At 63.6% G+C, this 25,775-nt stretch carries 25 protein-coding genes; 15 read left to right on the plus strand and 10 right to left on the minus strand.

The window, feature by feature from the left end:
- Nucleotides 1–39: 39 nt before the first annotated feature.
- Nucleotides 40–714, minus strand: a complete 675-nt coding sequence (locus tag HK439_RS11905) for a GntR family transcriptional regulator (RefSeq protein WP_190291732.1) — start codon at nt 712–714, stop codon at nt 40–42.
- A gap of 83 nt (nt 715–797) precedes the next feature.
- Between HK439_RS11905 and HK439_RS11910 the strand changes: the two genes are divergently transcribed.
- Nucleotides 798–1,595 (plus strand): shikimate dehydrogenase family protein, encoded by a 798-nt coding sequence (locus HK439_RS11910; protein ID WP_190291733.1) that lies wholly within the window; start codon nt 798–800, stop codon nt 1,593–1,595.
- Here the strand turns inward: HK439_RS11910 and HK439_RS11915 are convergent.
- Genes HK439_RS11915 through HK439_RS11940 form a run of 6 tightly spaced genes read right to left on the minus strand, consistent with a single transcriptional unit; the run spans nt 1,592 to nt 7,311 of the window.
- The gene (locus HK439_RS11915) at nt 1,592–2,878 is read right to left on the minus strand and encodes an amidase family protein (protein WP_190291734.1); all 1,287 of its coding nucleotides are present in this window, start codon (nt 2,876–2,878) and stop codon (nt 1,592–1,594) included. The genes HK439_RS11910 and HK439_RS11915 overlap by 4 nt on opposite strands.
- Before the next feature lie 37 nt (nt 2,879–2,915).
- Nucleotides 2,916–3,569: a DUF2848 domain-containing protein gene (locus HK439_RS11920; RefSeq protein ID WP_190291735.1), complete on the minus strand. Its 654-nt coding sequence runs from the start codon at nt 3,567–3,569 to the stop codon at nt 2,916–2,918.
- Between the two features lie 10 nt (nt 3,570–3,579).
- Entirely contained in the window at nt 3,580–4,860 is a 1,281-nt protein-coding gene (locus HK439_RS11925) for a TRAP transporter large permease (protein ID WP_190291736.1), read from the minus strand.
- Entirely contained in the window at nt 4,857–5,390 is a 534-nt protein-coding gene (locus HK439_RS11930) for a TRAP transporter small permease subunit (RefSeq protein WP_190291737.1), read from the minus strand. Before HK439_RS11930 ends, HK439_RS11925 begins: the two co-directional genes overlap by 4 nt.
- A gap of 12 nt (nt 5,391–5,402) precedes the next feature.
- Nucleotides 5,403–6,449 (minus strand): TRAP transporter substrate-binding protein, encoded by a 1,047-nt coding sequence (locus HK439_RS11935; RefSeq protein ID WP_209011756.1) that lies wholly within the window; start codon nt 6,447–6,449, stop codon nt 5,403–5,405.
- Nucleotides 6,450–6,471: 22 nt separating this feature from the next.
- Nucleotides 6,472–7,311: a putative hydro-lyase gene (locus HK439_RS11940; protein ID WP_190291738.1), complete on the minus strand. Its 840-nt coding sequence runs from the start codon at nt 7,309–7,311 to the stop codon at nt 6,472–6,474.
- 112 nt (nt 7,312–7,423) lie between these two features.
- On the opposite strand from HK439_RS11940, the gene HK439_RS11945 reads away from it, so the two are divergent.
- A complete protein-coding gene (locus tag HK439_RS11945; RefSeq protein WP_190291739.1) occupies nt 7,424–8,320 on the plus strand; it encodes a LysR family transcriptional regulator in 897 nt (298 codons plus the stop codon).
- Nucleotides 8,321–8,333: 13 nt separating this feature from the next.
- On the opposite strand, the gene HK439_RS11950 is transcribed toward HK439_RS11945, so the two are convergent.
- Nucleotides 8,334–9,371 carry a patatin-like phospholipase family protein gene (locus HK439_RS11950; protein ID WP_190291740.1) on the minus strand — a complete coding sequence of 346 codons (1,038 nt, stop codon included), beginning with the start codon at nt 9,369–9,371 and terminating at the stop codon, nt 8,334–8,336.
- 331 nt (nt 9,372–9,702) lie between these two features.
- Between HK439_RS11950 and HK439_RS11955 the strand changes: the two genes are divergently transcribed.
- The 5 genes from HK439_RS11955 (at nt 9,703) to HK439_RS11975 (ending at nt 15,725) form a co-directional block, all read left to right on the plus strand.
- On the plus strand, nt 9,703–10,713 hold the full coding sequence (locus HK439_RS11955) for a BMP family protein (RefSeq protein ID WP_190291741.1): 1,011 nt from the start codon (nt 9,703–9,705) through the stop codon (nt 10,711–10,713).
- A gap of 135 nt (nt 10,714–10,848) precedes the next feature.
- Nucleotides 10,849–12,396, plus strand: coding sequence for an ABC transporter ATP-binding protein (locus HK439_RS11960; protein ID WP_190291742.1), 1,548 nt, complete (start codon nt 10,849–10,851; stop codon nt 12,394–12,396).
- A complete protein-coding gene (locus HK439_RS11965) occupies nt 12,393–13,475 on the plus strand; it encodes an ABC transporter permease (protein WP_190291743.1) in 1,083 nt (360 codons plus the stop codon). The genes HK439_RS11960 and HK439_RS11965 overlap by 4 nt, the downstream gene beginning before the upstream one ends.
- Nucleotides 13,472–14,416, plus strand: coding sequence for an ABC transporter permease (locus tag HK439_RS11970; RefSeq protein WP_190291744.1), 945 nt, complete (start codon nt 13,472–13,474; stop codon nt 14,414–14,416). Before HK439_RS11965 ends, HK439_RS11970 begins: the two co-directional genes overlap by 4 nt.
- 16 nt (nt 14,417–14,432) lie before the next feature.
- Nucleotides 14,433–15,725 (plus strand): amidohydrolase family protein, encoded by a 1,293-nt coding sequence (locus HK439_RS11975; RefSeq protein ID WP_190291745.1) that lies wholly within the window; start codon nt 14,433–14,435, stop codon nt 15,723–15,725.
- Between the two features lie 10 nt (nt 15,726–15,735).
- On the opposite strand, the gene HK439_RS11980 is transcribed toward HK439_RS11975, so the two are convergent.
- Nucleotides 15,736–16,329, minus strand: a complete 594-nt coding sequence (locus HK439_RS11980; protein WP_209011757.1) for a TetR/AcrR family transcriptional regulator — start codon at nt 16,327–16,329, stop codon at nt 15,736–15,738.
- A 308-nt stretch (nt 16,330–16,637) separates the two neighbouring features.
- Here HK439_RS11980 and HK439_RS11985 point away from each other — a divergent pair, with 308 nt between their 5' ends.
- From HK439_RS11985 to cynS, 8 genes are all read left to right on the plus strand, one after another.
- Complete coding sequence (locus HK439_RS11985; RefSeq protein ID WP_328804145.1) at nt 16,638–17,468, plus strand: ABC transporter ATP-binding protein; 831 nt, start codon at nt 16,638–16,640, stop codon at nt 17,466–17,468.
- A gap of 33 nt (nt 17,469–17,501) precedes the next feature.
- Nucleotides 17,502–18,779: an ABC transporter substrate-binding protein gene (locus tag HK439_RS11990; protein ID WP_190291747.1), complete on the plus strand. Its 1,278-nt coding sequence runs from the start codon at nt 17,502–17,504 to the stop codon at nt 18,777–18,779.
- 20 nt (nt 18,780–18,799) lie between these two features.
- Complete coding sequence (locus HK439_RS11995) at nt 18,800–19,654, plus strand: ABC transporter permease (RefSeq protein ID WP_209011758.1); 855 nt, start codon at nt 18,800–18,802, stop codon at nt 19,652–19,654.
- A 44-nt stretch (nt 19,655–19,698) separates the two neighbouring features.
- Complete coding sequence (locus tag HK439_RS12000; protein WP_190291748.1) at nt 19,699–20,238, plus strand: OsmC family protein; 540 nt, start codon at nt 19,699–19,701, stop codon at nt 20,236–20,238.
- A gap of 70 nt (nt 20,239–20,308) precedes the next feature.
- Nucleotides 20,309–21,436, plus strand: coding sequence for an acyl-CoA dehydrogenase family protein (locus HK439_RS12005; protein ID WP_190291749.1), 1,128 nt, complete (start codon nt 20,309–20,311; stop codon nt 21,434–21,436).
- A gap of 92 nt (nt 21,437–21,528) precedes the next feature.
- On the plus strand, nt 21,529–22,383 hold the full coding sequence (locus tag HK439_RS12010; protein ID WP_190291750.1) for a sulfurtransferase: 855 nt from the start codon (nt 21,529–21,531) through the stop codon (nt 22,381–22,383).
- 90 nt (nt 22,384–22,473) lie between these two features.
- Nucleotides 22,474–23,682, plus strand: coding sequence for an NAD(P)/FAD-dependent oxidoreductase (locus HK439_RS12015; RefSeq protein ID WP_190291751.1), 1,209 nt, complete (start codon nt 22,474–22,476; stop codon nt 23,680–23,682).
- Nucleotides 23,683–23,758: 76 nt separating this feature from the next.
- Complete coding sequence (gene cynS, locus HK439_RS12020) at nt 23,759–24,244, plus strand: cyanase (protein WP_235987825.1); 486 nt, start codon at nt 23,759–23,761, stop codon at nt 24,242–24,244.
- Between the two features lie 88 nt (nt 24,245–24,332).
- On the opposite strand, the gene HK439_RS12025 is transcribed toward cynS, so the two are convergent.
- On the minus strand, nt 24,333–25,760 hold the full coding sequence (locus HK439_RS12025) for a gamma-aminobutyraldehyde dehydrogenase (RefSeq protein WP_190291752.1): 1,428 nt from the start codon (nt 25,758–25,760) through the stop codon (nt 24,333–24,335).
- Between the last annotated feature and the right edge of the window lie 15 nt (nt 25,761–25,775).

A 25,775-nucleotide genomic window follows, 5' to 3' on the forward strand; every position in this document is an offset into this window, starting at 1 on the left:
TTTTTATGGTGTTGTCCGCCGCTTGTTATGCGCGGCGGGTTATCCGTTATTTCGGCCGAGATCGGCCGCAATCTCCTCTTCAAGACAGGCAAGTGCGGTGTCGGTGTCCTTGCCCAGGATCGCGTCGCGCAGGGCGTTGTGACGAGCCTGGCGGGCGGCAAAATCGATGTGTCCCTCGCGCAGGAGCGCCAGCCGGAAACGGCGCGACTGGTTGAAGAACTTCTCCGCCAGACCGATCAGCCGCGGCGAGCCGCAGGCTTCCATCAGGACGGCGGACAGCGCCCGGCAGGCTTCGTCCCATTCCAGCGCGGTCAGGTCGTCCGGATGGTCCTGAACATGGGCATCCGCGTGGCGCAGGGTGTGAAAGGTCGCGATGACCCGGCCCTCCCAGGCGACGTTGCTGCGCTCCATGGACCGGGCAAGGCCGAGCTTCTCGATCTCCAGCCGCATCAGCAGGATATCGCGCAGGTCTTCCTCGGTGGCGGAGGTGACGCGGAAGCCGCGCTGGCTCGTTGCCTCCACCAGACCTTCGGCGGACAGCACGCGCAGGGTCTCGCGCATGGAATGGTTCGATCCGCCGTAGCGCTGGCGCAGGGCCTCGATCTTGAGTTTCTGGTCGGGCCGCAGCACGCCGAAGGAGATATCCCGGCGGAGCGCCGACGCCAGCATGGCGACAACCGTTTCGTCCTCGTCCTGCCGTTTACCGAAGAGCATTTCGTGTCCCGTTTCTGAAAATGTTGGATATTTTTTGAATCCTTTTATAAACGAGTCAAGATTGAAAATTCGGGAGGACTTTCATGCCGATCACAGGCGCCACACGGCTGTTTCCGATCATCGGTCATCCGGTGTCGGGCGTGTTCTCTCCACCCGCCTTCAACGCCTTGTTCCAGAAGAAGAATATCGATGCGGTGATGGTCGGACTGGACATCGAGCCTGCGGCCCTTGACGGCTTCTGGCAGGTCCTGCGCGGCAGTTCCAACATGCTCGGCTGTTCGATCACCTATCCGCACAAGCAGGCCGCCTTTGACGCCGTGGACGGCATGACCGACCGGGCCAAGCGGCTGGGTGCGCTCAACACGATCCGCCGGGAACCGGACGGCCGCCTGACCGGGGATGCGACCGACGGGCTTGCCATGGTTAGCACCATTGCCGGGACAGGAATTGAGATCCGCAGCAAGACCGCCTGGATCACGGGTGCCGGCGGCGGGGCCGGAAAGGCGATCATCGACGCCTTTAGCGAACAGGGCATCGGCCGGCTGATCCTCGAGGAGATCGATCCGGCCCGGTGCGAGGCGGCGCTGCGGCTGGTGCGCGATCATTGGCCGAAGGTGGAAATTTCAGACACGCTCGACGATGCACAGGTTCTCGTCAACGCCACCACGCTGGGCAAGTCCGAAAAGGACCCCCTGCCCTTTCCCGAAGCCGCCATCGCCAAGGCGGAGCTGTGCTGCGACGTGGTCACCGCCTCCGGCGACACGGCCTTCGTTCAGGCAGCAAAAGCCGCGGGCAAAACCGTTGTCGACGGCAGCGGAATGGGCGCCGGGCAATTGGACGTCCAGCTGGGCTTTCTCGGGCTGGATATCGGAGCGGACTAACCCTTCAGCACCGCTTCCACGACCTTGGCGGCGGAGAGAAGGTTCTTGTCCTTAGCCTTCGCGCCGACGAGCATCGCGCTTAAGGTCTTGCCCTGATGGTCATAGGGCAGCGCGATGGCGCAGCCGTCGGCGACATTGGCGAGCGACGGGTTCCTGAGTGCCAGCAGGTTCAGCCGGTTGAAGGCGTCGTCGTTGGCGATCAGCTCTTCCCGGGACGGCGGCAGGATCGGGGTCGTCGGCAGGAGGAGAAGGTCGTCGCCGAGCTCGTCTGCGAAAGCCTCCACAAAAGCTGCCCGGCGGTTCAGGGTCTGGCGGTATTCGACCGCGGTGATTTCCCCGGCCCGCGCCATGCGGGCATAAACGCGCGGATCGAATTTTTCCGGAGTGCTCTGGAAATGATCCTCGTAATGGGCGCGCGATTCCACCGAGGTCATGTGCCAGGGCGGCACCTGCGTGTAGAGATCGATCACGCCGAGATCGCGTTCGACGATCTCCAAGCCTGCGGCGCGCAGGGCATCCAGAACCGTTTCGAAACCGGCGGCAACTGCGGGGTCCAGGTCGTCGAAGCCGAAATTGCGGGCCACGACCAGGCGCCGCTTTTCGGCGGCGACCGGGATCGTCGGCAGCCCGGCCATCACCTGCCAGGCGAGTTCACAGGCGGCGACCGTCTTTGCCATCGGTCCGAAGCTATCCAGCGTGTCGGAGAGAGGCTTACCTCCTGCAAGCGAGACCGAGCCTTGAGTCGGCTTGAAACCGGTAATGCCGGTAAAGGCTGCCGGAATGCGCAAGGACCCGCCGGTATCGGTGCCGATGGCGATATCGCACAGGCCCAGCGCCACGGCGACCGCGCCGCCGCTGGTCGATCCGCCCGGCACGCCGCCCGGATAAGCCGGGTTGTCGGGCGTGCCGTAATGAGGATTGATGCCGATGCCGGAATAGGCGAATTCCGACATGTTGGTCAGGCCGACGAAGACGGCGCCGGCATCGCTTAGAGCGGCAATGCAGGGCGCATCGGCGGCGGCCGGCGGGTCGTTGCGCAGTACTTGCGTTGCCGCCGTCGTGACCTCGCCCGCCACATCGAACAGCGCCTTCACGCTGACGAGCGCGCCGGCGAGCGGCGATGTCTTGGCCGCCGCTGCTTTCGCCTGGGCACGGGCACGGTCGCCGAGGGGTTTGGTAAAGACGGCCTCGACGGCCTTGTCCTCTGCAATCCGGCTCAGGGCGGCCTCGACGCGGGTGGGCGCCGTCCCGGCACTCCAGGGGAATTGCAGGTCTTTACTCATGGATGTCCTCGTCAGGTGAAAGTTTGGCGACAGGTTCTCAGGAGATAACCGAAAGCACGCGCGAACTGTAGCCCCATTCGATCGACTTTCCAGTCACTGGATCAGTCAGGGACATTTTGAAATCAGCCGACGGGCGAACGCCACCGATCGCAGGCAGCGTGCCGCACAGCATGGCGGTGCCTTCGTCCAGCGTGACCCCGGCCATCAGCTCGGTGAGCGGCAGGATCGAGGCGAGCGTGCCGTCCTGATAGGCGACCCAGTCTCCTCCTTCGCGGATCCAGGCCTTGAGCTGCAGGCTGTCGATATGATCGATGACATCATCCAGCAGCCACAGCGTGTCGGCGACCGGCTTGGCGCAGATCTGCTTGGAGTGGGCGACGGAATAGGTTTCCAGCGCCCGGTCGGTATGGTCCGACGCCAGGCCGAGCCAGATCCGTCCCTTCGCCTTCAGGAGGAACGGCTCCGCCTCACCGGAACTCCCTCCGCCCAGAACCTCGATCCTGTCATCCCGCGTGAGGAGGGAGGCCGCGCACTGGTAGTAGAGTGGGACGGTCGAGGGCGCCGGCACGCCGATGGCCGCCAGTTCCTCGATATGATGATCCACGGCGGCCCGGTCCCGGCCCGTCCATCCGGCAACAATCAGGGTATCCGGGGTGCATTCCAGCACCCCCGTCGGTGTTTTGAACTGCATGGAAAGCCTCTTACAAGGTGGAGGGCAGGTAGAGCGCGATCTGCGGGGCGAGGATCAGGAGCCCCACCATGACCAGCATCGCGATGACAAAGGGAATGCAGCCGAGCATGACGTCGCTGAACGGCCGGCCGCCCCGCGCGGCCTGGACCACGTAAAGGTTCAGTCCGACCGGCGGCGTGATCAGCGCCATTTCGACCAGGATGATCATCAGGATGCCGAACCAGATCTTGTCGTAGCCGAGATGCATGATGATCGGCACCACGATCGGGATCGTCGCCACCATCAGCGACAGGGTTTCGATAAAGAACCCGAGGATGATGTACATCGCGACGATGACCAGCAGGGTCGCCAGCGGACCGAGCCCGAGATTGTTCAACACGTCCTGAAGCGCGCGGCTGACACCGGCTGCGGTCAGGACGAAGTTCAGCACATAGGCGCCGATGACCACGAGCATGATCATGGACGACGTCTTCACCGAGCCGCGCAAGGCATCGGCAATCATCGCCCGGCTCAGCGCCTTCTGGTGGGCCGCGATCACGAGCGCAATGGCCACGCCGACCGTGGCGGCCTCCGTGGGCGTTGCCCATCCCGCATAGATCGAACCGACGATGGCCGCGAAAAGACCGAAGATCGGCAGGAGATCGGCCAGGCTGGCGAAGCGGTCGCTCCAAGAGCTTGATCGGCGCGGTCCGCCGAGTTCCGGCTTCACGACGCACAGGATCGCGGTGACGGCCATGAACAGCCCGGCGAGAAACAGGCCCGGCACGAGCCCGGCCAGGAAGAGCTGCGGGATCGAGCTCTCGGTCAGGAAGCCGTAGACGATCAGGTTGATCGACGGCGGGATCATGATGCCGAGGGTGCCGCCGGCGGCGATCGCCCCGGAAAAGAGCTTCTCGTTATACCCAAGGTCCCGCGCCTGGGGCATCGCGACCGTCGCCACCGTCGCCGCGGTCGCGACCGACGAGCCGGAGGTGGCGGAGAACATGGTCGAGGTGGCGATATTGGCATGCACCAGCCCGCCCGGCAGCCACGACACCCATTTGTCGAGCGCCGCATAGGTCCGGTTCGCCACGCCGCTGCGCACCAGGATTTCTCCGAGCAACACGAACAGCGGGATCGCGATCAGGGTGGCGCTGTTCGACGACGACCAGACGACCTGGCCGAGGCCGCGCATCAGCGGGAACGGACTGAAGAAGAAGTCGATGCCGAAGGCCAGCAGGAACAGGACCACGCCGACAGGAATGGAAAGCGCCAGAAGGCCGAGAAGTCCGAAGGCGGTGAACTGGATCATGCCTCGCCCCTCGCCCCGGCGGCGTCCTCGACCGCGTCGAAGTCTGCCTGCACGAGCTTCATGAGAACGAAGGCCATCATCAGGCAGGCCGTGACGGCAAACCAGAGCCAGCCGGCCCACCACAGCAATTGCGGGATCCACAGAGGGGTTTCCAGCGGCGTGTTCGCCCGGGCGCCGGTGGACAGCGTCTTGGCGACGACACTCCAGCCGCGCCAGGCGACGACCACGGCCGTTGCGGCCAGGCAAAGCATGGCGACGGCATCGAGCAGCGCCCGTCCGGCGGAAACAAGGCGCTGGCGGAGCAGGTCGATGCGCACATGCGCCCGCTCCGTCAGGGCGTAGCTGACACCCCAACTGGTGGTGACAGCCATGACATAGCCGGAAATCTCATCGACTCCGCCCAAGGACGCTCCCAACCGGCGGGAAACGATTTCAACGAGCGTGAAGACGACGCAGGCAAGCAGGGCAAGCCCAACACCGATCGCCACGCGGTCATTGGTTTTCCTCAAAAAGGCAATGAGCGGTGTCATGAGAAAGCGGCCTTACTTCACGTCGAGTTCGACGCCGGTCACCTTGCCGACGCTGTCGGCCCAGCGCTTGGCCCAGTCGGAGCCTGCCCGCTCGGCCCAGTCCGGAAGCACCTGGGTGATCAGCACGTCCTTCGCCTTGGCCTCGTCGGCCGCGCTCGGGGTCACCAGCACCATGCTGCGAGCCTCACCATAGGGACATTCGCCCTTTCCGGTCAGGCAGGCAATGTCGTTTTCAAGGGCCCCTTGAGCGGCGTCCCATGCGGGCGCCTCGAACTTTTCCTTGATCGAGGTTTCCAGAACGCTCTTCTGCTTGTCGGAAAGGGAGTTCCACTTGTCCATGTTGATGGCGGTGACGACCGGATCCCAGCCGCCGAGCGGCAGGGTCATCAGATGGGTGGAGACTTCCCACCAGCCGGCATTGTAGCCCGAGCCCGCACCGGTGACGGCACAGTCTACCACGCCGCGCTGAAGGGCACCGGGAACTTCACCGAAGCTGACGTTCACGCCTTCCGCGCCGAGCGCTTCCAGGAACTTGGCGGTCATGCGGCCGGAGGCGCGGACCTTCTTGCCCTTGAGATCGTCCAGGGACTTGATATCCGCATTGCAGAAGACGACCTGGGGCGGATAGGGCGCGATCGCCAGGACCTTGGAATTGAAGACGTCCTTGTAGATGTCGTCGACCATCGGCCGGGCCGCATCGACGGCCTTCTTCGCCGTGGCGGCGTCGGTCGCGATCAGCGGAACGTCGAGGCCTTCCAGGGCGGCGCTGTCGGCCACTGCGTAATCGGCCACCGTCATACCGACATCGAAGACGCCCTGGGACAGCATGCGGTAGACGTCGCCGCCGGAGATGCCCATCTGGTCGTGGGTGGTGAGCGTCGCGGTCAGGTCGCCGCCGGAGACTTCCGGCAGGGTTTCGGTCCAGAACGGCACTTCGTACTGCTTGTGCAGCGGCAGGCTGCTCCAGCTGCCGACGACGGACAGTTCTTCCGCGCCGGCCGCGGAGCCGGCGCACAAGGCCGCCAGCGAAATGGTGGTAAGGGCGAGACGTTTCATCATGTCATTCTCCATCCTCTGAAGGTCAGAAAGTCGGTTTGTTATTGTCGTTATAAGGGTAGATCGGCGCCGTCAGCTCATTCACGTCTGTGATCAGCATGGCGCCGGGTGCATGGGCAATGGAAAGCTCCGGCCTGGCCTGCATAATGGCGACCTGTGGCGTCACCCCGCAGGCCCAGAAAACCGGCACTTCCCCTTGCCCGATATCCACGGGCGTTCCCCAGTCGGGCTTTTCGATTGCTTCAATCCCGATCTCTTGCGGCGCACCGACATGGATGGGGCTGCCGTGCGCAAGCGGATAGGCTGCGCAAATTGAATAGACTTCCGCGATGCGATCTTCAGAAACCGGGCGCATGGAGACGACCATGCCGCCGCCGAACGCCCCGCAAGGCTCCGTCTCGATCGTGGTGCGGAACATGGGCACCGTCACGTTGCGCTCGATATGGCGCATGGGGATGCCCGCCTTGACCAGGGCGTTTTCGAAGGTGAAAGAACAGCCGATGGCAAAGGCGACGAGATCGTCGCGCCAGTAATCGCTGAGATCGCGCACCTGGTCGGTCAGAACGCCGTTGCGGTAGATGTTGTAGAGGGCCGCGTCGGTGCGGATATCGACCGCCGCTCCCAGACGCGGAATATGCGGATTGCCGGGGTCCGACACGCCGGCCAGCGGACACGGCTTGGGGTTTTTCCGGCAGAATTCGTGGAAGTCACCGGCAAGCTCGCCCGGCAGGATCGCCAGGTTGCACTGCAGCTGACCGCTGGCAAGGCCGGCCGTATGGCCGGTGTAGCGTCCCTGCCGGATTGCCTCGCGAACCGCTGCCACATCCTGTCCGACCAGATCGGTAAATTCGACTGATGCCGTCATGCCACCTCAACTCCTTGTGGAAAATGCTGAGGTTGCTGGAGTATAAAGTCAAATCGCTATTTTCTGTCCAAAGTGATAGAAATACCTGATCACTTAGCAGGGTCGAATTGCCATGACTTTGGAGCAGTTGAGAACGTTTTTGTGGGTGGCGCGGCTGGGCGGCGTACGCAAGGCCGCGGAGCAGATGAACATCTCGCAGCCGGCCGTATCGGCGCGCATCACCAGTCTGGAAAGTGACCTGGGCACGGCCCTGTTCAGCCGGGGTCCGACCGGGGTTACCCTGACCAAGCAGGGAGTTCTGTTACGCAATCATGCTGAGCAGATCGCAGCCCTTGTCGAACGCATCAAGGCCGATGTCATGCCCGCCGACAGCGTCAGCAGCCTGCTCCGGCTTGGGGTGGCGGAAACCGTCGCCCAGACGTGGCTGCCCGACTTCATCGCAAGGCTCCACCAGACCTTCCCGAAGCTGAAGATCGAGGTCTCGGTCGACATCTCGTTCAATCTCCGCGACATGCTGCTTGAGCGGTCGCTGGATCTGACGATCCTGATGGGCCCGGTGTCCGACTTCAGCGTCGACAACCTGGACCTGCCGCCTTTTGAGTTGAGCTGGTATCGTCCGCTGGACCTCGCCGATCCGGACCTGAGCGTCACCCCGGTGATCACCTACAACCGGAACTCGCGCCCCCACCGCGAACTGACCCGGGAACTTCAGGAACGCTACGGCAGCACCGCCCAGATCTTCCCGACCAATTCCCTGTCCACCGGCTTTGAAATGGTGGCATCGGGCATCGGCGTCGGCATTTTGCCGACCGTGCTGGGACGGCGGCTGGTCGCGGAAAAGCGGATCGCCACCTTCGATCCCGGCTGGCAGCCGACGCCGCTCCACTTCACCGCGACCTTTATCGGCGAGCCCCGGGACGAACTGATCGCACAGGCGGCCAAGATTGCGCAGCAGGTCGCCATCGAGCACGACAGGGGCCTTCAGACACCCGTGCCGGTACCGGCCTGAAAGGACCGTCGGATCAAAAATACCGCTCGGCAATCCTGGCGGTGGAGCGCTTGCCCAGATCGCCGGAGCAGATATCGACCCAGTTCTCCGCCGCCCGGTGCCCGGCCTCGTGCAGGCGGGTCAGCAGTTGCCAACCGGGCGTCATCTTCGAACGCGGATCCACCCTGGACATGGTTTCCTCGTCGTAGATTTCATGGAGCCGCAGATCGCGAATGGACCGGATCAGACCATTACCGAAGAACTGCCAGGCGCCCATGTCCTCCTTCAGCAGCGACAGACCGCGCAATTCCTTCACGAGGCTCAGGTTGAACATCAATTCGCTGATCCGGCCGGGGATTTCGTTCATGGCCCGCGGGGTGTCCTTGCGGGTCACCGGGTTGACCGTCACCAGCAGCAGATCGCTGCAACTGCTTTCCTGAACGATCGGCAGAATGGGCGGATTGGCGCTGTAGCCGCCATCCCAATAATCTTCGCCGTCGATGGAAACGGGGGGAAAATTCATCGGCAGACAGGCGGAGGCAAGAAGCGCGTCGATGCTGAGATCGTCGTTGCGGAATATGCGCGGCGCGCCGGAGCGGGCGTTGGTGGCCGAGACGAAGATCCGCGGCGCCTCCGGCGACCGGACCGCATCGAGATCGACGTGCTTATTCAGGACATCGCGCAGGATACCTTGCGCCGTGCGGCCGAGACGCGGTGACGGGGAAACGGAAATGCTGCCGGCACTGACCATCGACCACAACATGTCCGCGGTCTTGAAGGCTGCGGGAAAGGCTTCCAGGAACGGCAGGATCGTGGTCTGGCGGGCGGACTGGTTCACAGCCTTCCAGAACGACGACAGCCGGGCAGCGGCTTCTTCCGGTCCGCCGCCGACAAGGCCGGAGACCAGAACGGCCGCATTCAGCGCACCGGCGCTCGCGCCGCTGACCGCATTGATGGAAATTGCCGGTTCTTCCAGGAGCCTTTCCAGGACACCCCAGGTGAATGCCCCGTGGGCGCCGCCGCCTTGAAGGGCAAGGTCGAGGGTGTGAGGTTTGGGGGCTTTTTTGGCCATTTCGCCTGAATCCTGAAATGGATCGCGCAGTTATATTGCAGCGCAACATAGCACGTTTCAGGTAGGGCCGACATGTTCATTTGGCAAGAGGAGCATGGTTCATACCGTCGGCGAGGACAGGTACTGCCCTCCCGGTTTCATCGAACGGTAAGACACTTCACTCTACCCACGGAAGCAGGCGCCAGGCGCCTCAACCGGACGAAACTCCGCTTTCCGGCGATTTTTGTCCAAAAGTTCAAAAAATTAACGGATACTGCCTCTGCACATATTGTGAGCGTGCAAAACATATGATCAACTCTCTCGCGCCAAAAACAGTTTCCAGGGGTTAAAAATGGCATATTCAAAACTTTTCAATCGGTCCCGGCGGGCGTTCCTGTCGGTGGCTTTTGCAGCCGCAGCCATCGCAACGCTTCCCTTCCAGCCGGCTTCGGCCAAGGACAAGCCGCTCAAGGTTGCCGCGATCTACACCGTTCCGGTGGAACAGCAGTGGGTGAGCCGCATTCACAAGGCGCTGACCGCCGCACAGGATCGCGGCGACGTCACCTATGTCTTTTCCGAAAACACCGCCAACACCGACTATGAGCGCGTCATGCGCGAATATGCCGAACAGGGCATGGACCTGATCGTCGGCGAGGCCTTTGCCGTGGAACGCGCGGCCCGCAAGGTGGCCGCCGAATATCCGGACACGGCCTTCCTCATGGGCTCCTCCTTCGGCCCGGCCAAGCCGAATTTTTCCGTGTTCGACAACTGGATCCATGAGCCGTCCTACCTCACCGGCATGATTGCCGGGGCGACCACCAAGTCGAACGTCATCGGCATGGTCGGCGGCTACGCCATTCCGGAAGTGAACCGGCTGATGAACGCCTTCATGGAAGGCGCCACGGCGACCAATCCGGACGTGAAGTTCCTCGTGACCTTCATCAACTCCTGGTACGATCCGCCCAAGGCCAAGGAAGCCGCCTTTGCCATGATCGACAAGGGCGCCGACGTCCTTTACGCGGAACGTTTTGGCGTTTCCGACGCGGCCAAGGAGAAGGGCATTCTTGCCATCGGCAACGTGATCGATACGGCCGGCGACTATCCGGGCACGATCCTCGCCTCGGCCCTGTGGCACATGGAGCCGACCATCGACAAGGCGATTGAAGCGGTCGCCACCGACAGCTTCGAGCCGTCCGACTACGGCCCCTACAGCTTCATGTCCTATGGCGGCGGCAGCTTCGTCGCGGATGAAAAGCTCGCTCCGGCCGACGCTCTGAAGGCCGCGAAGGAAAAGGAAAAGGAAATCCTCGACGGCCTGTTCCGCGTCAACGTCAACGACAGCGAACCGAAGTCGACCATGTAAGATCGTCTTCCGGCTGCGGATCAGCTCCCAGTTCTGACTTTGGGCCGAATTCGCAGCCGGATGCATCGTTTTGCCGTCATGCCTCCAGGCGTGAGTGCGGCTGCGCATGCACATGCGCTTCGGGGAGAGGATTTCATGACCAGCACGGTGGACGGGGCACCCGTCGTTCTGAAGCTCGAGCGGATCACCAAGCGTTTCGGCGCACTGACCGCCAATGACGACGTCTCCCTGGATCTGCACCGCGGCGAGATCCTGGCGCTTCTCGGCGAGAACGGCGCCGGCAAGACGACCCTGATGAATATCCTGTTCGGCCACTACGTCGCCGATGAGGGCACCGTCGCAGTGGCGGGAACAAACGGCACGCTCAAGGAACTTGAGCCCGGCTCGCCCCATGCGGCGCTGAATGCCGGGATCGGTATGGTCCACCAGCATTTCACCCTGGCGGAAAACCTGACCGCGCTCGAAAATATCCTGCTCGGCACCGAGCCGCTTTCCAGTTTCAGTTCCGCCCGCGGCAAGGCCCGCAAGCACTTGGGCGACCTGATGCAGCGCTCCGGCCTGACCGTCGACCTCAACGCCCGCATTTCCTCGCTCTCCGTCGGCGAAAAGCAGCGGGTGGAGATCCTGAAGGCGCTTTACCGGGATGCACGGGTGCTGGTTCTCGATGAACCGACCGCAGTGCTTACGCCGCAAGAATCCGACACGCTGTTCGCCACCTTGAAGAAACTCGCGTCCGACGGCCTCGGCATCATCTTCATTTCACACAAGCTCGACGAAGTGCTTGCCGCCTCCGATCGGATCGGCGTCCTGCGCGGTGGCCGCAAGGTGGCCGATCAGCCAACCGCCGGTTGCGACAAGCGCCAGCTTGCCGAACTGATGGTCGGCAAGAGCGTGCCGGAAAGCACGCGTACACCGCAGCAGCCGGGGGCCGCCCTTCTTGTTCTGTCTCAGGTCACCACGGGTACAGGCCGTGATGCGCTGCATGCGGTCGACCTGGAGCTTCTTTCCGGTGAGATCCTCGGCATTGCTGGGGTTTCCGGCAACGGCCAGGGGACACTCGCCAAGGTCATCTCGGGACTGGAGGCGCCGATTTCGGGAACCGTCAGCCTCAACGGCAAGCAGCTGACCCGGTCATCGGCGCGCGGCATGATCGATGCGGGCATCGCCCGCATTCCGGAAGACCGGCATAGGGACGGTATCGTCGGCCCGATGTCGGTCGCGGAGAATCTTGCCATCGAGACGATCCGCAAGCCGGAAAACCAGCGCTTCGGTTTCCTGCGCTTCGATGCGATCGCCGCCCGCGCCAAAGAGGCGATTACCGCCTATGACATCCGCTGCCAGGGCGGCAACGCGCCGGCGCGGTTGCTCTCCGGCGGCAACATCCAGAAGATCGTTCTCGCCCGGACGCTCGATTCCGATCCCATCGTGGTGCTCGCCGCACAGCCCTCGCGCGGCCTCGATGTGGGCGCCACGGCGGACGTTCACCGCCGTCTGCTCGAAGCCCGCTCCCGAGGCGCCGGCGTCATCCTGATTTCCGAAGACCTGGACGAACTCATGCGCCTGTCGGACCGAATCGCGGTCATCCATCGCGGACACCTGTCTTCCGCCGAGAGAACCGAAAATCTCGACCGGGGAACGCTTGGGATGCGCATGGCCGGGCACAGCGAGGAGCAGGCCGCATGATCCGTTTCGAACCGCGTGAGCCGGCTTCCCTCTCCCGCCTGATCCTCGTTCCCGTGGCCGCCGCCGTCGTCGCACTGGCGCTCGCAGCCATCCCGATGGGCTTTGCGGGCCTCAACATCTTCAAGGCCTACGGGCTGATGGCCACCGGCGCCTTCGGCTCCCTGTTCGCCTTCACCGAAATGCTGACCCGTGCAACACCGCTGATCCTGACGGGCCTTGCCGCCGCCCTCGCCTTCCGGGCAAAGCTCTGGAACATTGGCGCGGAAGGCCAGCTTTATGCCGGGGCGCTTGCCGCCGTCGCCGTCGGCACCGGGGTGATCGACGCGCCGTCCTTCGTCCTGATCCCGCTGGTCGTCTTCTGCGGCGCCCTTGCCGGCGGGCTGGTCATGCTCGGGCCGACCCTGTTGAAGACCCGGCTCGGCGTCGATGAGGTGGTCACCACGCTGCTCCTCAACTTCGTCATCCTGCTCTTCGTGCAGATGATGCTCGAAGGGCCGATGAAGGACCCGATGGGCATGGGCTGGCCCCAGTCCGAGCCGATCCTGGACGCCGCCGCTCTGCCGAAGCTGATGGCCCGCATGCGCATCCATGGCGGGTTGATCATCGCGCTGGTCGCGGCGCTTGGCGTCTATCTTCTTCTGAAGCGCACCGTCTGGGGCTTTGAAATCCGTGCGGTCGGCGAAAACGCCAATGCCGCCCGCCATGCCGGGATTCCGGTGACGGCGACCTTTATCCGCGTAGGGTTGATCTCCGGGGCTCTGGCCGGTCTTGCCGGTGTCGGCGAGGTCGCGGGCCTCAAGGGCTATCTGACCGCCGACCTTTCGCCCGGCTTCGGCTATTCCGGTATCGTGGTCGCCATGCTTGCAGGGCTCAATCCGATCGGCGTGGTCGTTGCCGCGCTCTTCATCGCCAGCATTTTCGTCGGTGCGGATTCCATGTCGCGGGCCACCGGCGTGTCCAACTATCTTGCCGACCTGATCGTCGCCATGGCGCTGATCTCGGTGCTGGTTTCAGGCCTGTTCCTCAGGTTCAAGGTCCGCTTCGTCGGTCAAAGGCACACGGAAGGAGCGGCGAAATGAGCGATATTCTCGACATTCTGCTTGCCGCCAATTTCTGGGCCGCAGCCCTGCGGATTGCCACACCGCTGATCTTCGGCGTGATCGGCGCCCTCGTCTGCGAAAGGGCCGGCGTCCTCAATCTCGGCATCGAGGGCATCTTCACCGCCGGCGCCATGGCCGGCTGGATGGCGGTCTGGCTCGGCGCGGGACTTTGGGGCGGCGTCCTGGTCGCCGCCCTTGCCGGAGGCTTCTTCGGTCTGATCCACGCGATCCTGACCGTGCCGCTCGGTCTGTCCCAGCATGTGTCGGGTATCGGCGTCACGCTGTTCGCCACCTCGCTCAGCTATTTCATCTACCGCACGGCCCTGCCGGACGTGTCCTCGCCTCCGCGCATCGAGGCCTTCAAGCCGCTCGATATTCCGGTCCTTTCCGACTTGCCCTTCATCGGTCCGGCCCTGTTCCAGCAGACGGCGCTGACCTTCCTGGCCCTCGCCGTCGTCGCGGTAACTGCCTTCGTGCTCTACCGCACGCCGCTCGGGCTTGCGATCCGGGCCGTCGGCGACAATCCGTCGGCGGTGGAATCGCAGGGTCTTTCGGTCTATGGCCTCCGGATCGGCGCGGTCGTCGCCGGGTCTGCGCTGATGGCGCTCGGCGGCGCATTCCTGACCATGTCCGCCTTTGACGCCTTCTTCTTCGGCATGGTCAACGGCCGCGGCTGGATCTGCATCGCGCTTACCGTCTTCGCCTCCTGGCGTCCGGGCAAGGCGCTGCTCGGCGCCCTGCTCTTCGGTGCCTTCGACGCCTTCCAGGTCCGGCTGCAGACCGAGGTCGGCAGCTTCATCCCCGGACAGGTGTTCCTGATGATGCCTTATCTCCTGTCGATCGCCGCCCTTGTCCTGGTGGCCCGCAAGGCGGATTATCCGCGCGCGCTTCTCGTGCCTTATTTCCGTGGCCAGCGCTAACAGGAAAGACGTTGGAATGAGCCTCGACCTGCTGATCAAAAACGCCAATCTCGCCGATGGCCGCACCGGCGTCGACATTGCCTGTGAAGGCGGCCGGATCACCGGCGTCGAGCCGGGCATCACGGCGGAAGCGGCGCGCACCATCGATGCGGACGGACAGCTGTTGTCGCCGCCCTTCATCGACTGCCATTTCCACATGGATGCGACTCTCTCCCTCGGCCTGCCGCGCATGAACGAGAGCGGCACGCTTCTGGAAGGCATCGCACTCTGGGGCGAGCTCAAGGAGATCCTGACCGTCGATGCGGTGGTCGAGCGGGCGCTGCGCTACTGCGACCTTGCCGTCAGCCAGGGCCTTCTCGCGATCCGCAGCCATGTGGATGTCTGCGACGACAGGCTGACCGGCGTGGAAGGGTTGCTGGAAGTGCGGGAGAAGATCGCGCCTTATATCGACCTGCAACTGGTCGCCTTCCCGCAGGACGGACTGTTCCGCTCGCCCAATGCGGAAAAGAACCTTTTGAGAGCGCTCGACATGGGCGTCGACATCGTCGGCGGCATTCCCCATTTCGAGCGCACCATGGAAGACGGTGCCCGTTCGGTGAAATGGCTGTGCGAGATCGCAGCCGACCGGGGGCTGATGGTCGATCTCCACTGCGACGAGACCGACGACCCGATGTCGCGCCACATCGAGACGCTCGCCTACGAGACCCAGCGGCTGGGGTTGCAGGGCCGCACAGCCGGTTCCCATCTCACCTCCATGCATTCCATGGACAATTACTACGTGTCGAAATTGCTGCCGCTGATGGCCGAGGCGGAAGTGCACGCGATTGCCAATCCGCTGATCAACATTACGCTTCAAGGGCGTCACGACACCTATCCGAAGCGGCGCGGCCAGACCCGGGTACCGGAAATGCGCGGCTACGGCATCAACGTCGCCTTCGGCCACGACTGCGTGATGGACCCCTGGTACTCCATGGGTTCCGGCGACATGCTCGAAGTCGCCAGCATGGGCCTGCACGTGGCCCAGATGACCAGCCGCGAGGCGATGCGCTACGCCTTCGACTGCGTCACCACCCACCCGGCAAAGATCATGGGACTGGAAGGCTACGGTGTCGACACCGGCTGCAAGGCTGATTTCGTGCTGCTGCAGGCGCGCGACACCATCGAGGCGATCCGGCTGAAGGCGACCCGCCTTGCCGTCGTCAGGGCCGGCAAGGTGATTTCGCAAACGCCGCCGCGTGTTGCCGCACTTTCCCTGCCCGGTCGGCCGGAGACGATCGACCCGGCAAGCTATGCGCCGCGGGCGAACTGAGCCGATCTGATTATTTCATCAGAACCCGCGCCGCCGCGTTGCGGGCGTGATCGGCGACGCTCGGGTCGCGGGTGATCAGGGCGGCAACGATGGCGCCGTCGATCAGAAGGGCGAGTTCGTGGGTGAGGCCTTCCGGGTCGGACGGCCGGGCGTCCTTCGCCAGATCCCGGATCTTGTCCAGAACCACCGTCTTGTGGCGGATCGCGATGTCGCGCAGGCGGTCGTCGTCCTTGTCGTGCTCACCCACCGCGTTGATGAAGGGGCAGCCGAAGAAGTTCTCCTCGCAGAACCAGCGTTTCAGAACGTCGAACAGGTTGACCAGCTTGTTGGTCGCATCGCCCGGAATGGCATCCACTTCGGCGACGAACCAGTTGCGCCACTGTTCGCCTTCCCGTTCCAGGACGGCTTCCACCAGGCCTTCCTTGGATCCGAACGCTTTATAAAGGGTGGTCTTGGCCGTGCCGGCCGCGGCGACCACCGCATCGACGCCGGTCGCGTTGATCCCCTGGCGGCAAAACAGGTCGGACGCCGCCAGCAGCAGGCGTTCCCGCGCTCCGCCGCCACGTCCTTCCGCACCCTTTTCCAATTCGATGACTGCCGGCAAGATCGCCTCCAAATGAATACAGATCTGTATTCCTTTCCTAGCGCAACAAGGATGCGATTGCAATCTGGTGAATTCGCTCCCGCCAGCTGCGGCCAAGGTGCACGTCAAGTACACCCGCCCATAAAATGGGCTGTTTTTCGGGCAATCGCGCGCATTATGTGCAGTGCAGCAGACGCAAAAAACTGACCCGAATAGAAATTCCGGTTAAGATTCAAGGTACCGGGCACCATTTCCCGAGTTGGCACGTTCCGTGCAAAACCATCGAAAAGAAAACAGAACGGTTTGTTTCCTTTTCGAGGAGCTTGGTGGTGAAGGGTGCACATATAAAGGCAACGGGGATCTCCCACACATACCGGCGCGGGGCCACCAAAGCCCTGGACGGTATCGACCTGGAGATCCAGCCCGGCGAGGCGATTGCCCTGATCGGCCGCTCCGGTTGCGGCAAGTCCACCCTGCTGCACATTCTCTCCGGCCTGTCCCAGGCGAGCGAAGGCACCGTCTACGTGGACGGCGCGCTGGTCACCGGCCCGTCGCCCAGCCGGGTGATGATGTTTCAGGCGCCGAGCCTTTATCCCTGGATGACCGTGGAGCAGAACGTCGCCGTCGGGCTCAAGTTCAACGGCCGGATGCGCGAGGCCAAGACCCGGGTTCCGGAAATGCTCGAGCTGGTCGAACTCGGCTCCTATGCAAAGCGCAATGTCCAGGATCTGTCCGGCGGGCAGCAGCAGCGTGTCGCCTTGGCCCGTTCGCTGGTGCTCAACCCGCAGATCCTCTTTCTCGACGAACCGCTGTCGGCGCTCGACGCCTTCACCCGCCATGCCCTGCAGCGCGACATCCGCCGGATCGCCGCCGAAATGGGCATCACCCTGGTGCTGGTCACCCATGACATCAACGAAGCCGTGATGATGGCCGACCGGGCGTTGGTGATGAAGGCCAACCCGGGACGCTTTTCTGCGGAGGTCGCAATCCCGATCGAGGGCGATCGCGCACCGTCAAGCCACGAATTCGCGATCGCCAAGGCGGCCCTGGTCGAAGCCTACGAGGGTGCGGCGGGTCTCACCATGGCTGAAACCGCGGCACCCGACCGGCTTACCTCCGCAACCGACCCCGCGCCGGCACGCGTGCGGGCCATCAAGTGAATGAACTCACCTTCCAGAAACAAGGGGAATGACATGGTCGACAAGAAGCACGGACAGGCAGACGGCAACAACACCGCAAACCTGGATTGGGACGACGAATACGTCCCCAGCGATTTCACCCGGCGCCAGACGCTGGACATGTTCGCCGCCGGCGGCCTGATGGCAGCCCTTGGCCCGCTGATCGGCGCCATGAATTCGCCGGCCTTCGCCGCGGCAGACGACGAGATCGTGCGCATCGGCTACCTGCCGATCACCGACGCCACCGCCCTCTTGGTCGCCCACGGCATGGGGTACTTCGCGGACGAAGGCCTGACCGCCGAACGCCCGACCCTGATCCGCGGCTGGTCTCCGCTGGTGGAAGGCTTCGTGTCCGGCAAGTTCAACCTGGTGCACTTCCTGAAGCCGATCCCGGTCTGGATGCGCTACAACAACAACATCCCGGTCAAGCTGATGGCCTGGGCCCACACCAACGGCTCCGGCCTGGTCGTCGGCGGCCATACAGACATTACCGACTTCTCGCAGCTCGGCGGCAAGCAGGTTGCCGTTCCCTTCTGGTACTCCATGCACAACATCGTGCTGCAGTACGCCCTGCGCCAGTCGGGCATCAAGGCCGTGATCAAGGGCGAAGGCGAGCCGCTGGCCGCCGACGAATGCAACCTGCAGATCCTGCCGCCGCCGGAAATGCCGGCCGCCCTCGCCAGCCGCAAGATCGACGCCTACATCGTCGCCGAACCGTTCAACGCGCTCGGCGAAATCAAGGCCGGCGCGCGCATGCTGCGCTTCACCGGCGACGTCTGGAAGAACCATCCGTGCTGCGTGATCTGCATGCATGAGCAGGCCACGACCGAGAAGCAGGAATGGACCCAGAAGGTCATGAATGCCGTGGTCCGCGCCCAGATCTACGCTTCCCAGAACAAGGCGGAAGTCGCACGGCTGATGTCGAAGGACGGCGAAGGCTATCTGCCGATGCCGGCAAAGGTCGTCGAGCGGGCGATGACGCTTTATGCGGACGACGCAGACTACATCGAAAGCGGCGCGATCAAGCATGCCGAAAGCTGGGGCAACGGCCGCATCGACTTCCAGCCCTGGCCTTACCCGTCCGCGACCAAGCTGATCGTCGAGCAGATGAACAACACGGTCGTCGGTGGCGACAAGACCTTCCTCGACAAGCTCGACCCGCAGTTCGTGGCCGACGATCTGGTCAACTACGACTTCGTCAAGGCCGCCCTGGAAAAATATCCGGATTGGAAGAACGACCCGTCGGTCAATCCGGGCGATCCCTTCAACCGCGAAGAGGTCCTGGAACTTTGACCCGGTCAACGCAACTCGCCATGGAACCGCCGGCACCGCCGGCGGATGCCCCGGAGGAAGAAGGCGTGCAGGCCGCGCCTTCCGCCTCCGGGCGGAACAGGCATCTGGCCGCCATGGCCGAGAGCTTCCTTTATGCCCTTGCCGGCATGGCGTTGTTGCTCGTGCTGTGGTGGCTCGGCGGCCGGCTGGTGGAGTCCAACCCGCGGATGTTCGCCTTCGCGGACTTCGCTCCGGGGCCGACCTTCGCCCGCCTGTTCGAGATGCTCGGCAGCGGCGAAGCTGCGGAAATGACCGCCCCCAGCCTCTACCGGGTGGGCTTCGGCCTGGCCTGGGCGGTCGCCGTCGGGGTTCCCATGGGGATCCTGATCGGCTGGTTCGGCCCGGTCGGGAAACTGACCAACATTCCGTTCCAGTTCCTGCGCATGATCTCGCCGCTGTCCTGGATGCCGATCGCTGTCATGGCGTTCACGACCTGGGACGGAGCCATCGTGTTCCTGATCGGCATTGCCGCGGTCTGGCCGGTGCTGTTTTCCACCGCGGCCGGTCTGAAACGGGTCGATCCGTCCTGGTTCAAGGTCGCCCGCAACCTCGGGGCCCGGCCCTGGCACATGCTGTTCACGATCATCCTGCCCGCGATCTCGCAGGACATCCTGACCGGCGTCCGCCTGGCGCTCGGCGTCGCCTGGATCGTGCTGGTCCCGGCTGAATATCTCGGCGTCACCTCGGGCCTCGGCTACTCCATCAACGACGCCCGCGACACCCTCGAATACGACCGTCTGGCGGCCACCGTCGTCATCATCGGCATCATCGGCTTCGGCCTCGACTTCCTCTGCCAGCGCGCCATCGCACGGCTCAGCTGGCACCGCGAGGATTAACCCCGAAGGGCCTGCCTTCGCAGGTCTCAACAAAGGAGAGAGAAATGTCCAGTCAACCCGCAACCGCCCTGACAGGGTGTCTTGCTCCGATCGACAAAGGCGGTCTGGAAGACCTGATCGAGAAGGGCAAGGCCGATCCGAAAGCGGTCAAGACGCTCAAGTGCAAGACCGTGGCGGAAGGCCGTTTCCGGCACGCCAACTACATCCGCGACCTGCAGCCCTACATCGTCGACGAACCCCCGGGACTGCTCGGCGACGACACCGCTCCGAACCCCTCGGAAGCTTCGCTCGCAGCGCTGGGTTCCTGCATCGCGGTCGGCCTGCACGCCAATGCCGTTCACCGCGGCATCACCATCAACTCGCTCGAAGTCGAGCTGGAAGGTGACCTGAACATCACCGCCGTGTGGGGCACCGGCGACGTCAGCGAAAAGCCGGTCGGTTTCACCGACGTGCGCATCATCGTCCACATGGACGCCGACGCACCGCAGGAGACCATCGACGAGCTGATCGCCCACGTCTGCCAGTGGTCGCCGGTGTTCAACACCTTCTCGCGCCCGGTGAACATGGTCGCGGAGTCGGCCTGACACGTCTGTCCGCCCCGTTCCACGGGGCGGACGTCCATCAGGAGGGGCAAAACGGTTTAGGAGCTGAAAAATGAACGTACAGGTACAGCCGAAAGAGCAGGCATTCGAGGAGCCTGCAAGCATGATCGAGCAGGTGGCACAGCTGGCTCAGAAGGACCTTGCCCCCCTGGTCCATGACATCGACCTCAAGGGTCATTACCCGGAAGACTTCATGCGGGCGCTCGGAACCGCGGGAGCCTATTCCCCCCACGCGCCGATGAACGGTTCGGGCGAATTCGACATTGAAAGCTCCGTGCGCGCCATGTCCGCGGTTAGCGAGCATTGCCTGTCGACCGGCTTCTGCGTCTGGTGCCAGGATGCGCTTGGCTGGTACATCGCCAACAGCGAGAACGACACGCTCAAGAGCACTATCGGTCCGAAGCTCCTGACCGGCGAGGCGCTCGGCGGCACCGGCCTGTCCAACCCGATGAAAACCCTGTTCGGCATCGAACGGCTGAAGCTCAAGGCGGAGCGGGTTCCGGGCGGCTTTTCCGTTACCGGCATGCTGCCCTGGGTCTCCAACCTCGGCGAAGATCATTATTTCGGCATCGTCTTCTCCCTGCCCGGCGAGAACGAACGGATGGTCATGGCCGTGGCCGACTGTTCGGCGGACGGCGTCAAGATCGTCGCCAACGACGAATTCGTCGCCCTCGACGGCACGCGCACATTCGCGATCCAGTTCCGCAAGGCGTTCATCCCGGAAGAGCATGTGCTCGCCGATCCGATCGACAGCTACATTCCGAAGATCCGCGCCGGCTTCATTCTGCTTCAGGCAGGCATGGCCTTCGGCCTGATCAGGAACTGCATCGACCTGATGGAACAGGCCGGCAGCTCGCTCAGCCACGTCAACTGCTTCCTGCCGGATCAGCCCGCCGATTTCCGCGCACAGCTGGCTGCGATGGAAGAGGAAGTCTACGACCTCTGCAAGACGCCGTTCGATCCGTCGAAGGAGTATTTCGTGCGCGTGATCAAGGCGCGCCTGGCCGCCGGCGATACCTCCGTTGCCGCCGCCCACAACGCCATGCTCCATTGCGGAGCCCGCGGCTACGTCAAGCGTGGCGCCGCACAGCGCCGTCTCCGCGAAGCCTATTTCGTCGCCATCGTGACGCCTGCCACCAAGCAGCTGCGCAAGATGCTGGCGGATCTCGGCGAGGCCTGAAGACGCCCCGCCGCAAAAAGAGCGACATGCCAATCGCTTGAAAAGAGGGGACCGGCCCTTCCCCGGTCGACGGAGTGGAAAGGACAACAGACATGACGGACAAAAGCCTGATTTCACCGGCTGAACTGGAAAGCCTGGCTCAATCGGAGCCTTGCGTGATCATCGACACGCGGGCGCCGGAAGCCTTTGCCGCCGGACACGTTCCCGGCGCGGTCAATCTGCATGACATCTTCACCTATCTGGCGACCTCCTCGCCGGAAGGCATCGTCGAACTCAGGGACAAGTTCGCCGAGGAGTTCGGCTCGGTCGGCCTGTCCGGAGAAGAAACCGCAGTCATCTACGAACAGTCGATGGACACCGGCTTCGGCCAGTCCTGCCGCGGCTACTTCCTGCTGCAGTATCTCGGCTATCCAAAGATCAAGGTGCTCCACGGCGGCTACGCGGCCTGGACCGAGGCCGGTCTCCCGGTCTCCACGGAAGCTTCTGCTCCGGAGCCTAAGACCTTCCCGATGACGGAGACCGGCAAGGACCTGATGATGGATGCGGCGGCAATGCTCGACGCGGTCAAAGACGCTGCCGTGGTCAAGCTCGACGTCCGCGACATCGACGAATGGATTGCGGAAAGCTCTTCTCCCTATGGCAAGGACTTCTGCCCGCGAAAGGGCCGCATTCCGGGCGCCAAGTGGCTGGAATGGTACCGGATGATGAAGCCGACCCCGTCCGGCCCGATGATCAAGAGCAAGGAAGAAGTGCTCGCGGAATGCGCAACCGTCGGCATCACGCCGGACACGCCGGTCGCCATCTACTGCTTCAAGGGCGCACGCGCCTCGAACACCTACCTGGCGCTCAAGGAAGCCGGCGTGAAGGACGTGAAGATCTACTTCGGCTCCTGGAACGAGTGGTCCCGCGATCCGTCACTGCCGATCGAGGAAGGCCTGCCCTACTAGGGCCCGGCCTTGAAATCGCATGGGGCGCACTTGCAGCCGCGCCCCATGCGCCTCTTCCGAAATCCCGAGCAATCGAAACAGACGCGACCCATGACGGACCCTATCCTCATCGTCGGCGCCGGCCAGGCCAGCATCAAGGCAGCGGAAACCCTGCGCCAGAAGGGCTACGACGGCGATCTCGTCCTGTTCGGCGACGAGGCCTTCCTGCCCTACCAGCGGCCGCCGCTGTCGAAAGCCTATCTGAAGGGCGAAATGGACGAGGAACGCCTGTTCCTGCGGCCGGAAGCCTATTTCGAGGCGGCCTTCGTCGAGCTGCGCACGCGGACATCTGTCACATCCATCGATCCGGCCGCCAAAAGCATCGCGCTGTCCGACGGTACCCGCCTGCCTTATTCCTCGCTTCTGCTTGCGACCGGCACAAGGGCGCGGCAGATCCCGCTGGAAGGCGCCGCACTTGAAGGCGTGTTTTCCCTCCGGACCATGGCCGATGTCGCCGCCATCCGGGCGTCGCTGAACGCAGCCGAAAACGTTGTCATCCTGGGCGGCGGCTATATCGGCATGGAATTCGCCGCCGTTGCCGCCGGGCTTGGCAAGACCGTCACGGTCATCGAGGCCTGCCGGCGGGTGATGGAACGCTCCGTCGCGCCGGAAATCTCGACCTATTTTCAAAACCTGCACCGGGCTCATGGTGTGACCCTGCGTCTGGAACAGAAGGTCGAGCGGCTGACCGGCGAGACCACTGTCACCGGCGCCGCGCTCGGCGACGGCACGCAAGTCCCCGCCGATCTGGTGCTTCTGGCCGTCGGCGCCGTACCCGTCACGGAGCTTGCGCAGAGCGCCGGCCTTGCCGTCGGCAGCGGTATCACCGTCGATAAATATGCCCGCACGTCCGCACCCGGCATCTACGCCGCGGGCGACTGCACCGAGTTTCCCTCGGCGCGCTACGGCCGGTCGATCCGCCTGGAAAGTGTGCAGAATGCCATCGATCAGGCCAGGATCGCCGCCGGCAGCATGCTCGGCGAGACGGAAGCTTATGATCCGGTTCCCTGGTTCTGGTCCGACCAATACGACGCCAAGCTGCAAATCGCAGCCCTGTCTTCCGGCTACGACCGGACAGAAATCGAAGGCGACTATGACGGAGGCCGCTTCGCCCTGAGGTATTTCCAGGGCGACCGGCTGCTTGCCGTCGATACGGTCAACGCGCCGCGCGACCACATGATGGCCCGCAAGTTGCTTGCCCGGACAGGGCCGGATCGCGACGGAACACCTGCAAACGGAACCCGCGAGGCTGCCGCCTGACCCCAGTCCCAAACCTGAACCGAACCTGACGAACCCTTCAACCGCAAACCAGAGACCTTTTAACAGGAGCAAAGAAATGAGCACGACTGATACAGCGCCCGCCCCGCTGATGACCAAGCTGGAAATGACCGAGCTGATCATGGCGGCGAAGTTCGCCAAGCAGACCAGCTGGGCCGAAATCTCCAAGGCGGCCGGCATGTCCGACGTCTTCGTCGTTTCCGCCTGCCTCGGCCAGAACACCCTGCCGGCGGAAGCCGCCGCCAAGGTCGCTTCCTTCCTTGGCCTCGGCAACCGCACAAAGGACGTGGAAATCGCCCTCCAGCTTCCGCCGAAGAAGGGCCAGGAAGCCGAGACCGTTTCCAAGGATCCGCTGATCTACCGCTTCTTCGAGATCACCTACGTCTACGGCGACACCATCAAGGAACTGATCCACGAGGAATTCGGCGACGGCATCATGAGCGCCATCGACTTCGACCTGAAGATCGAACGGATTCCGAACCCGAAGGGCGATCGCGTCCAGGTTTCCATGTCCGGCAAGTTCCTGCCCTATAACCAGTGGTAAGCGACTCGCTGACAGCAAGAAATAAAGGCCGGTGAGATCGATCTCACCGGCCTTTCGTTTGTCCGAATTCCAATGACGAACCGGCTGCTCAGCCGTGTGCGATCATGACATGGCGGACGGCGGTGTAGTCCTCGAGCGCGTAATGGGACATGTCCTTGCCGTAGCCGGACTGCTTCAGGCCACCGTGCGGCATCTCGTTGACCAGCATGAAATGGGTGTTCACCCAGGTGCAGCCGTAGCGCAGGCGGGCCGACGTCGCCATGGCGCGGGAGACGTCCTTGGTCCAGACCGACGACGCCAGGCCGTAGTCGCTGTCGTTCGCCCAGTTGACCGCCTCGTCGACATCGGAGAAGCGGGTGACGGAGACGACCGGGCCGAAGACTTCCCGGCGCACGATCTCGTCGGACTGAAGCGCGCCGGCAATGACCGTCGGCTGGTAGAAGAAGCCGTTGCCTTCATGCGCCTTGCCGCCGGCAACGGCTTCCATGTGCGGCTGTTCCAGGGCCCGTTCGACGAAGCTTGCCACCCGGTCGCGCTGGCGCATGGAGATCAGCGGGCCGATTTCATTCAGCGTGTCGTCTTCCTGCGCATAGGCGATCTGGGACACTTCCGCCGACAGATCCGCGACCAGCTTGTCGTAGATCTTCGAACCGGCATAGATCCGGCAGGCGGCGGTGCAGTCCTGGCCGGCGTTGTAATAGCCGAAGGCCCTGAGGCCGGAGACGACGGCGTCGACATCCGCGTCGTCGAACACGATCACCGGCGCCTTGCCGCCAAGCTCTAGATGGGTGCGCTTGACGGTCTTGGACGCGGCCTGAAGGATCTTCTTGCCGGTCGCCACATCGCCGGTGATCGAGATCATGTTGACCTTCGGGTGGTTGATCAGGGCGTTGCCGACACTCTCGCCGCGGCCGAGGACGACGTTGACCACGCCCTCGGGAAGGACGTCCGCCAGGATCTTCGCCAGTTTCAGGGCTGTCAAAGGGGTCTGCTCTGACGGCTTGAAGATCACCGTGTTGCCGCCGCCGATGGCAGGTGCCAGCTTCCAGGCCATCATCATCAGCGGATAGTTCCACGGCGCGATCGAGGCGACGATGCCGATCGGGTCGCGGCGGATCATGGAGGTGTGGCCCGCCATGTATTCGCCGGCCGCGCTTGCCGGAACGCAGCGCACCGCGCCGGCGAAGAAGCGGTAGCAGTCGACGATCGCCGGGATCTCGTCGTTACGGACCGCGTTGATCGGCTTACCGCAGTTGAGCGCTTCGAGTGCCGCAAAGCCGTCGGCTTCCGCCTCGATCCGCTCGGCGATCTTCAGGAGATAGCCGGAGCGCTCCGCGGGCGTGGTCCGCGACCAGGTCTGAAACGCCTTGTCGGCGGCCGCGACCGCACGCTCCACCTGATCGATGGAGGCTTCCGGCAGATTCAGGACCGTTTCGCCCGTCCGCGGGTTGAAGATGGCTTCTTCGTGTTCCGTGCCGGCCTCGAAGTCGGCCCCGATCAGCATTTGAGTGTCCATAGTCGACCTCCGTTT

The organism is Roseibium aggregatum, assembly GCF_014692675.1.
Classification (GTDB): domain Bacteria; phylum Pseudomonadota; class Alphaproteobacteria; order Rhizobiales; family Stappiaceae; genus Roseibium; species Roseibium aggregatum_C.

Bases quoted from the DNA above. Each gene is read 5' to 3' on its own strand.
- HK439_RS11905 (WP_190291732.1), bottom strand. From the start codon at position 714: ATGCTCTTCGGTAAACGGCAGGACGAGGACGAAACGGTTGTCGCCATG.
- HK439_RS11910 (WP_190291733.1), top strand. From the start codon at position 798: ATGCCGATCACAGGCGCCACACGGCTGTTTCCGATCATCGGTCATCCG.
- HK439_RS11915 (WP_190291734.1), bottom strand. From the start codon at position 2,878: ATGAGTAAAGACCTGCAATTCCCCTGGAGTGCCGGGACGGCGCCCACC.
- HK439_RS11920 (WP_190291735.1), bottom strand. From the start codon at position 3,569: ATGCAGTTCAAAACACCGACGGGGGTGCTGGAATGCACCCCGGATACC.
- HK439_RS11925 (WP_190291736.1), bottom strand. From the start codon at position 4,860: ATGATCCAGTTCACCGCCTTCGGACTTCTCGGCCTTCTGGCGCTTTCC.
- HK439_RS11930 (WP_190291737.1), bottom strand. From the start codon at position 5,390: ATGACACCGCTCATTGCCTTTTTGAGGAAAACCAATGACCGCGTGGCG.
- HK439_RS11935 (WP_209011756.1), bottom strand. From the start codon at position 6,449: ATGATGAAACGTCTCGCCCTTACCACCATTTCGCTGGCGGCCTTGTGC.
- HK439_RS11940 (WP_190291738.1), bottom strand. From the start codon at position 7,311: ATGACGGCATCAGTCGAATTTACCGATCTGGTCGGACAGGATGTGGCA.
- HK439_RS11945 (WP_190291739.1), top strand. From the start codon at position 7,424: ATGACTTTGGAGCAGTTGAGAACGTTTTTGTGGGTGGCGCGGCTGGGC.
- HK439_RS11950 (WP_190291740.1), bottom strand. From the start codon at position 9,371: ATGGCCAAAAAAGCCCCCAAACCTCACACCCTCGACCTTGCCCTTCAA.
- HK439_RS11955 (WP_190291741.1), top strand. From the start codon at position 9,703: ATGGCATATTCAAAACTTTTCAATCGGTCCCGGCGGGCGTTCCTGTCG.
- HK439_RS11960 (WP_190291742.1), top strand. From the start codon at position 10,849: ATGACCAGCACGGTGGACGGGGCACCCGTCGTTCTGAAGCTCGAGCGG.
- HK439_RS11965 (WP_190291743.1), top strand. From the start codon at position 12,393: ATGATCCGTTTCGAACCGCGTGAGCCGGCTTCCCTCTCCCGCCTGATC.
- HK439_RS11970 (WP_190291744.1), top strand. From the start codon at position 13,472: ATGAGCGATATTCTCGACATTCTGCTTGCCGCCAATTTCTGGGCCGCA.
- HK439_RS11975 (WP_190291745.1), top strand. From the start codon at position 14,433: ATGAGCCTCGACCTGCTGATCAAAAACGCCAATCTCGCCGATGGCCGC.
- HK439_RS11990 (WP_190291747.1), top strand. From the start codon at position 17,502: ATGGTCGACAAGAAGCACGGACAGGCAGACGGCAACAACACCGCAAAC.
- HK439_RS11995 (WP_209011758.1), top strand. From the start codon at position 18,800: ATGGAACCGCCGGCACCGCCGGCGGATGCCCCGGAGGAAGAAGGCGTG.
- HK439_RS12000 (WP_190291748.1), top strand. From the start codon at position 19,699: ATGTCCAGTCAACCCGCAACCGCCCTGACAGGGTGTCTTGCTCCGATC.
- HK439_RS12005 (WP_190291749.1), top strand. From the start codon at position 20,309: ATGAACGTACAGGTACAGCCGAAAGAGCAGGCATTCGAGGAGCCTGCA.
- HK439_RS12010 (WP_190291750.1), top strand. From the start codon at position 21,529: ATGACGGACAAAAGCCTGATTTCACCGGCTGAACTGGAAAGCCTGGCT.
- HK439_RS12015 (WP_190291751.1), top strand. From the start codon at position 22,474: ATGACGGACCCTATCCTCATCGTCGGCGCCGGCCAGGCCAGCATCAAG.
- cynS (WP_235987825.1), top strand. From the start codon at position 23,759: ATGAGCACGACTGATACAGCGCCCGCCCCGCTGATGACCAAGCTGGAA.
- HK439_RS12025 (WP_190291752.1), bottom strand. From the start codon at position 25,760: ATGGACACTCAAATGCTGATCGGGGCCGACTTCGAGGCCGGCACGGAA.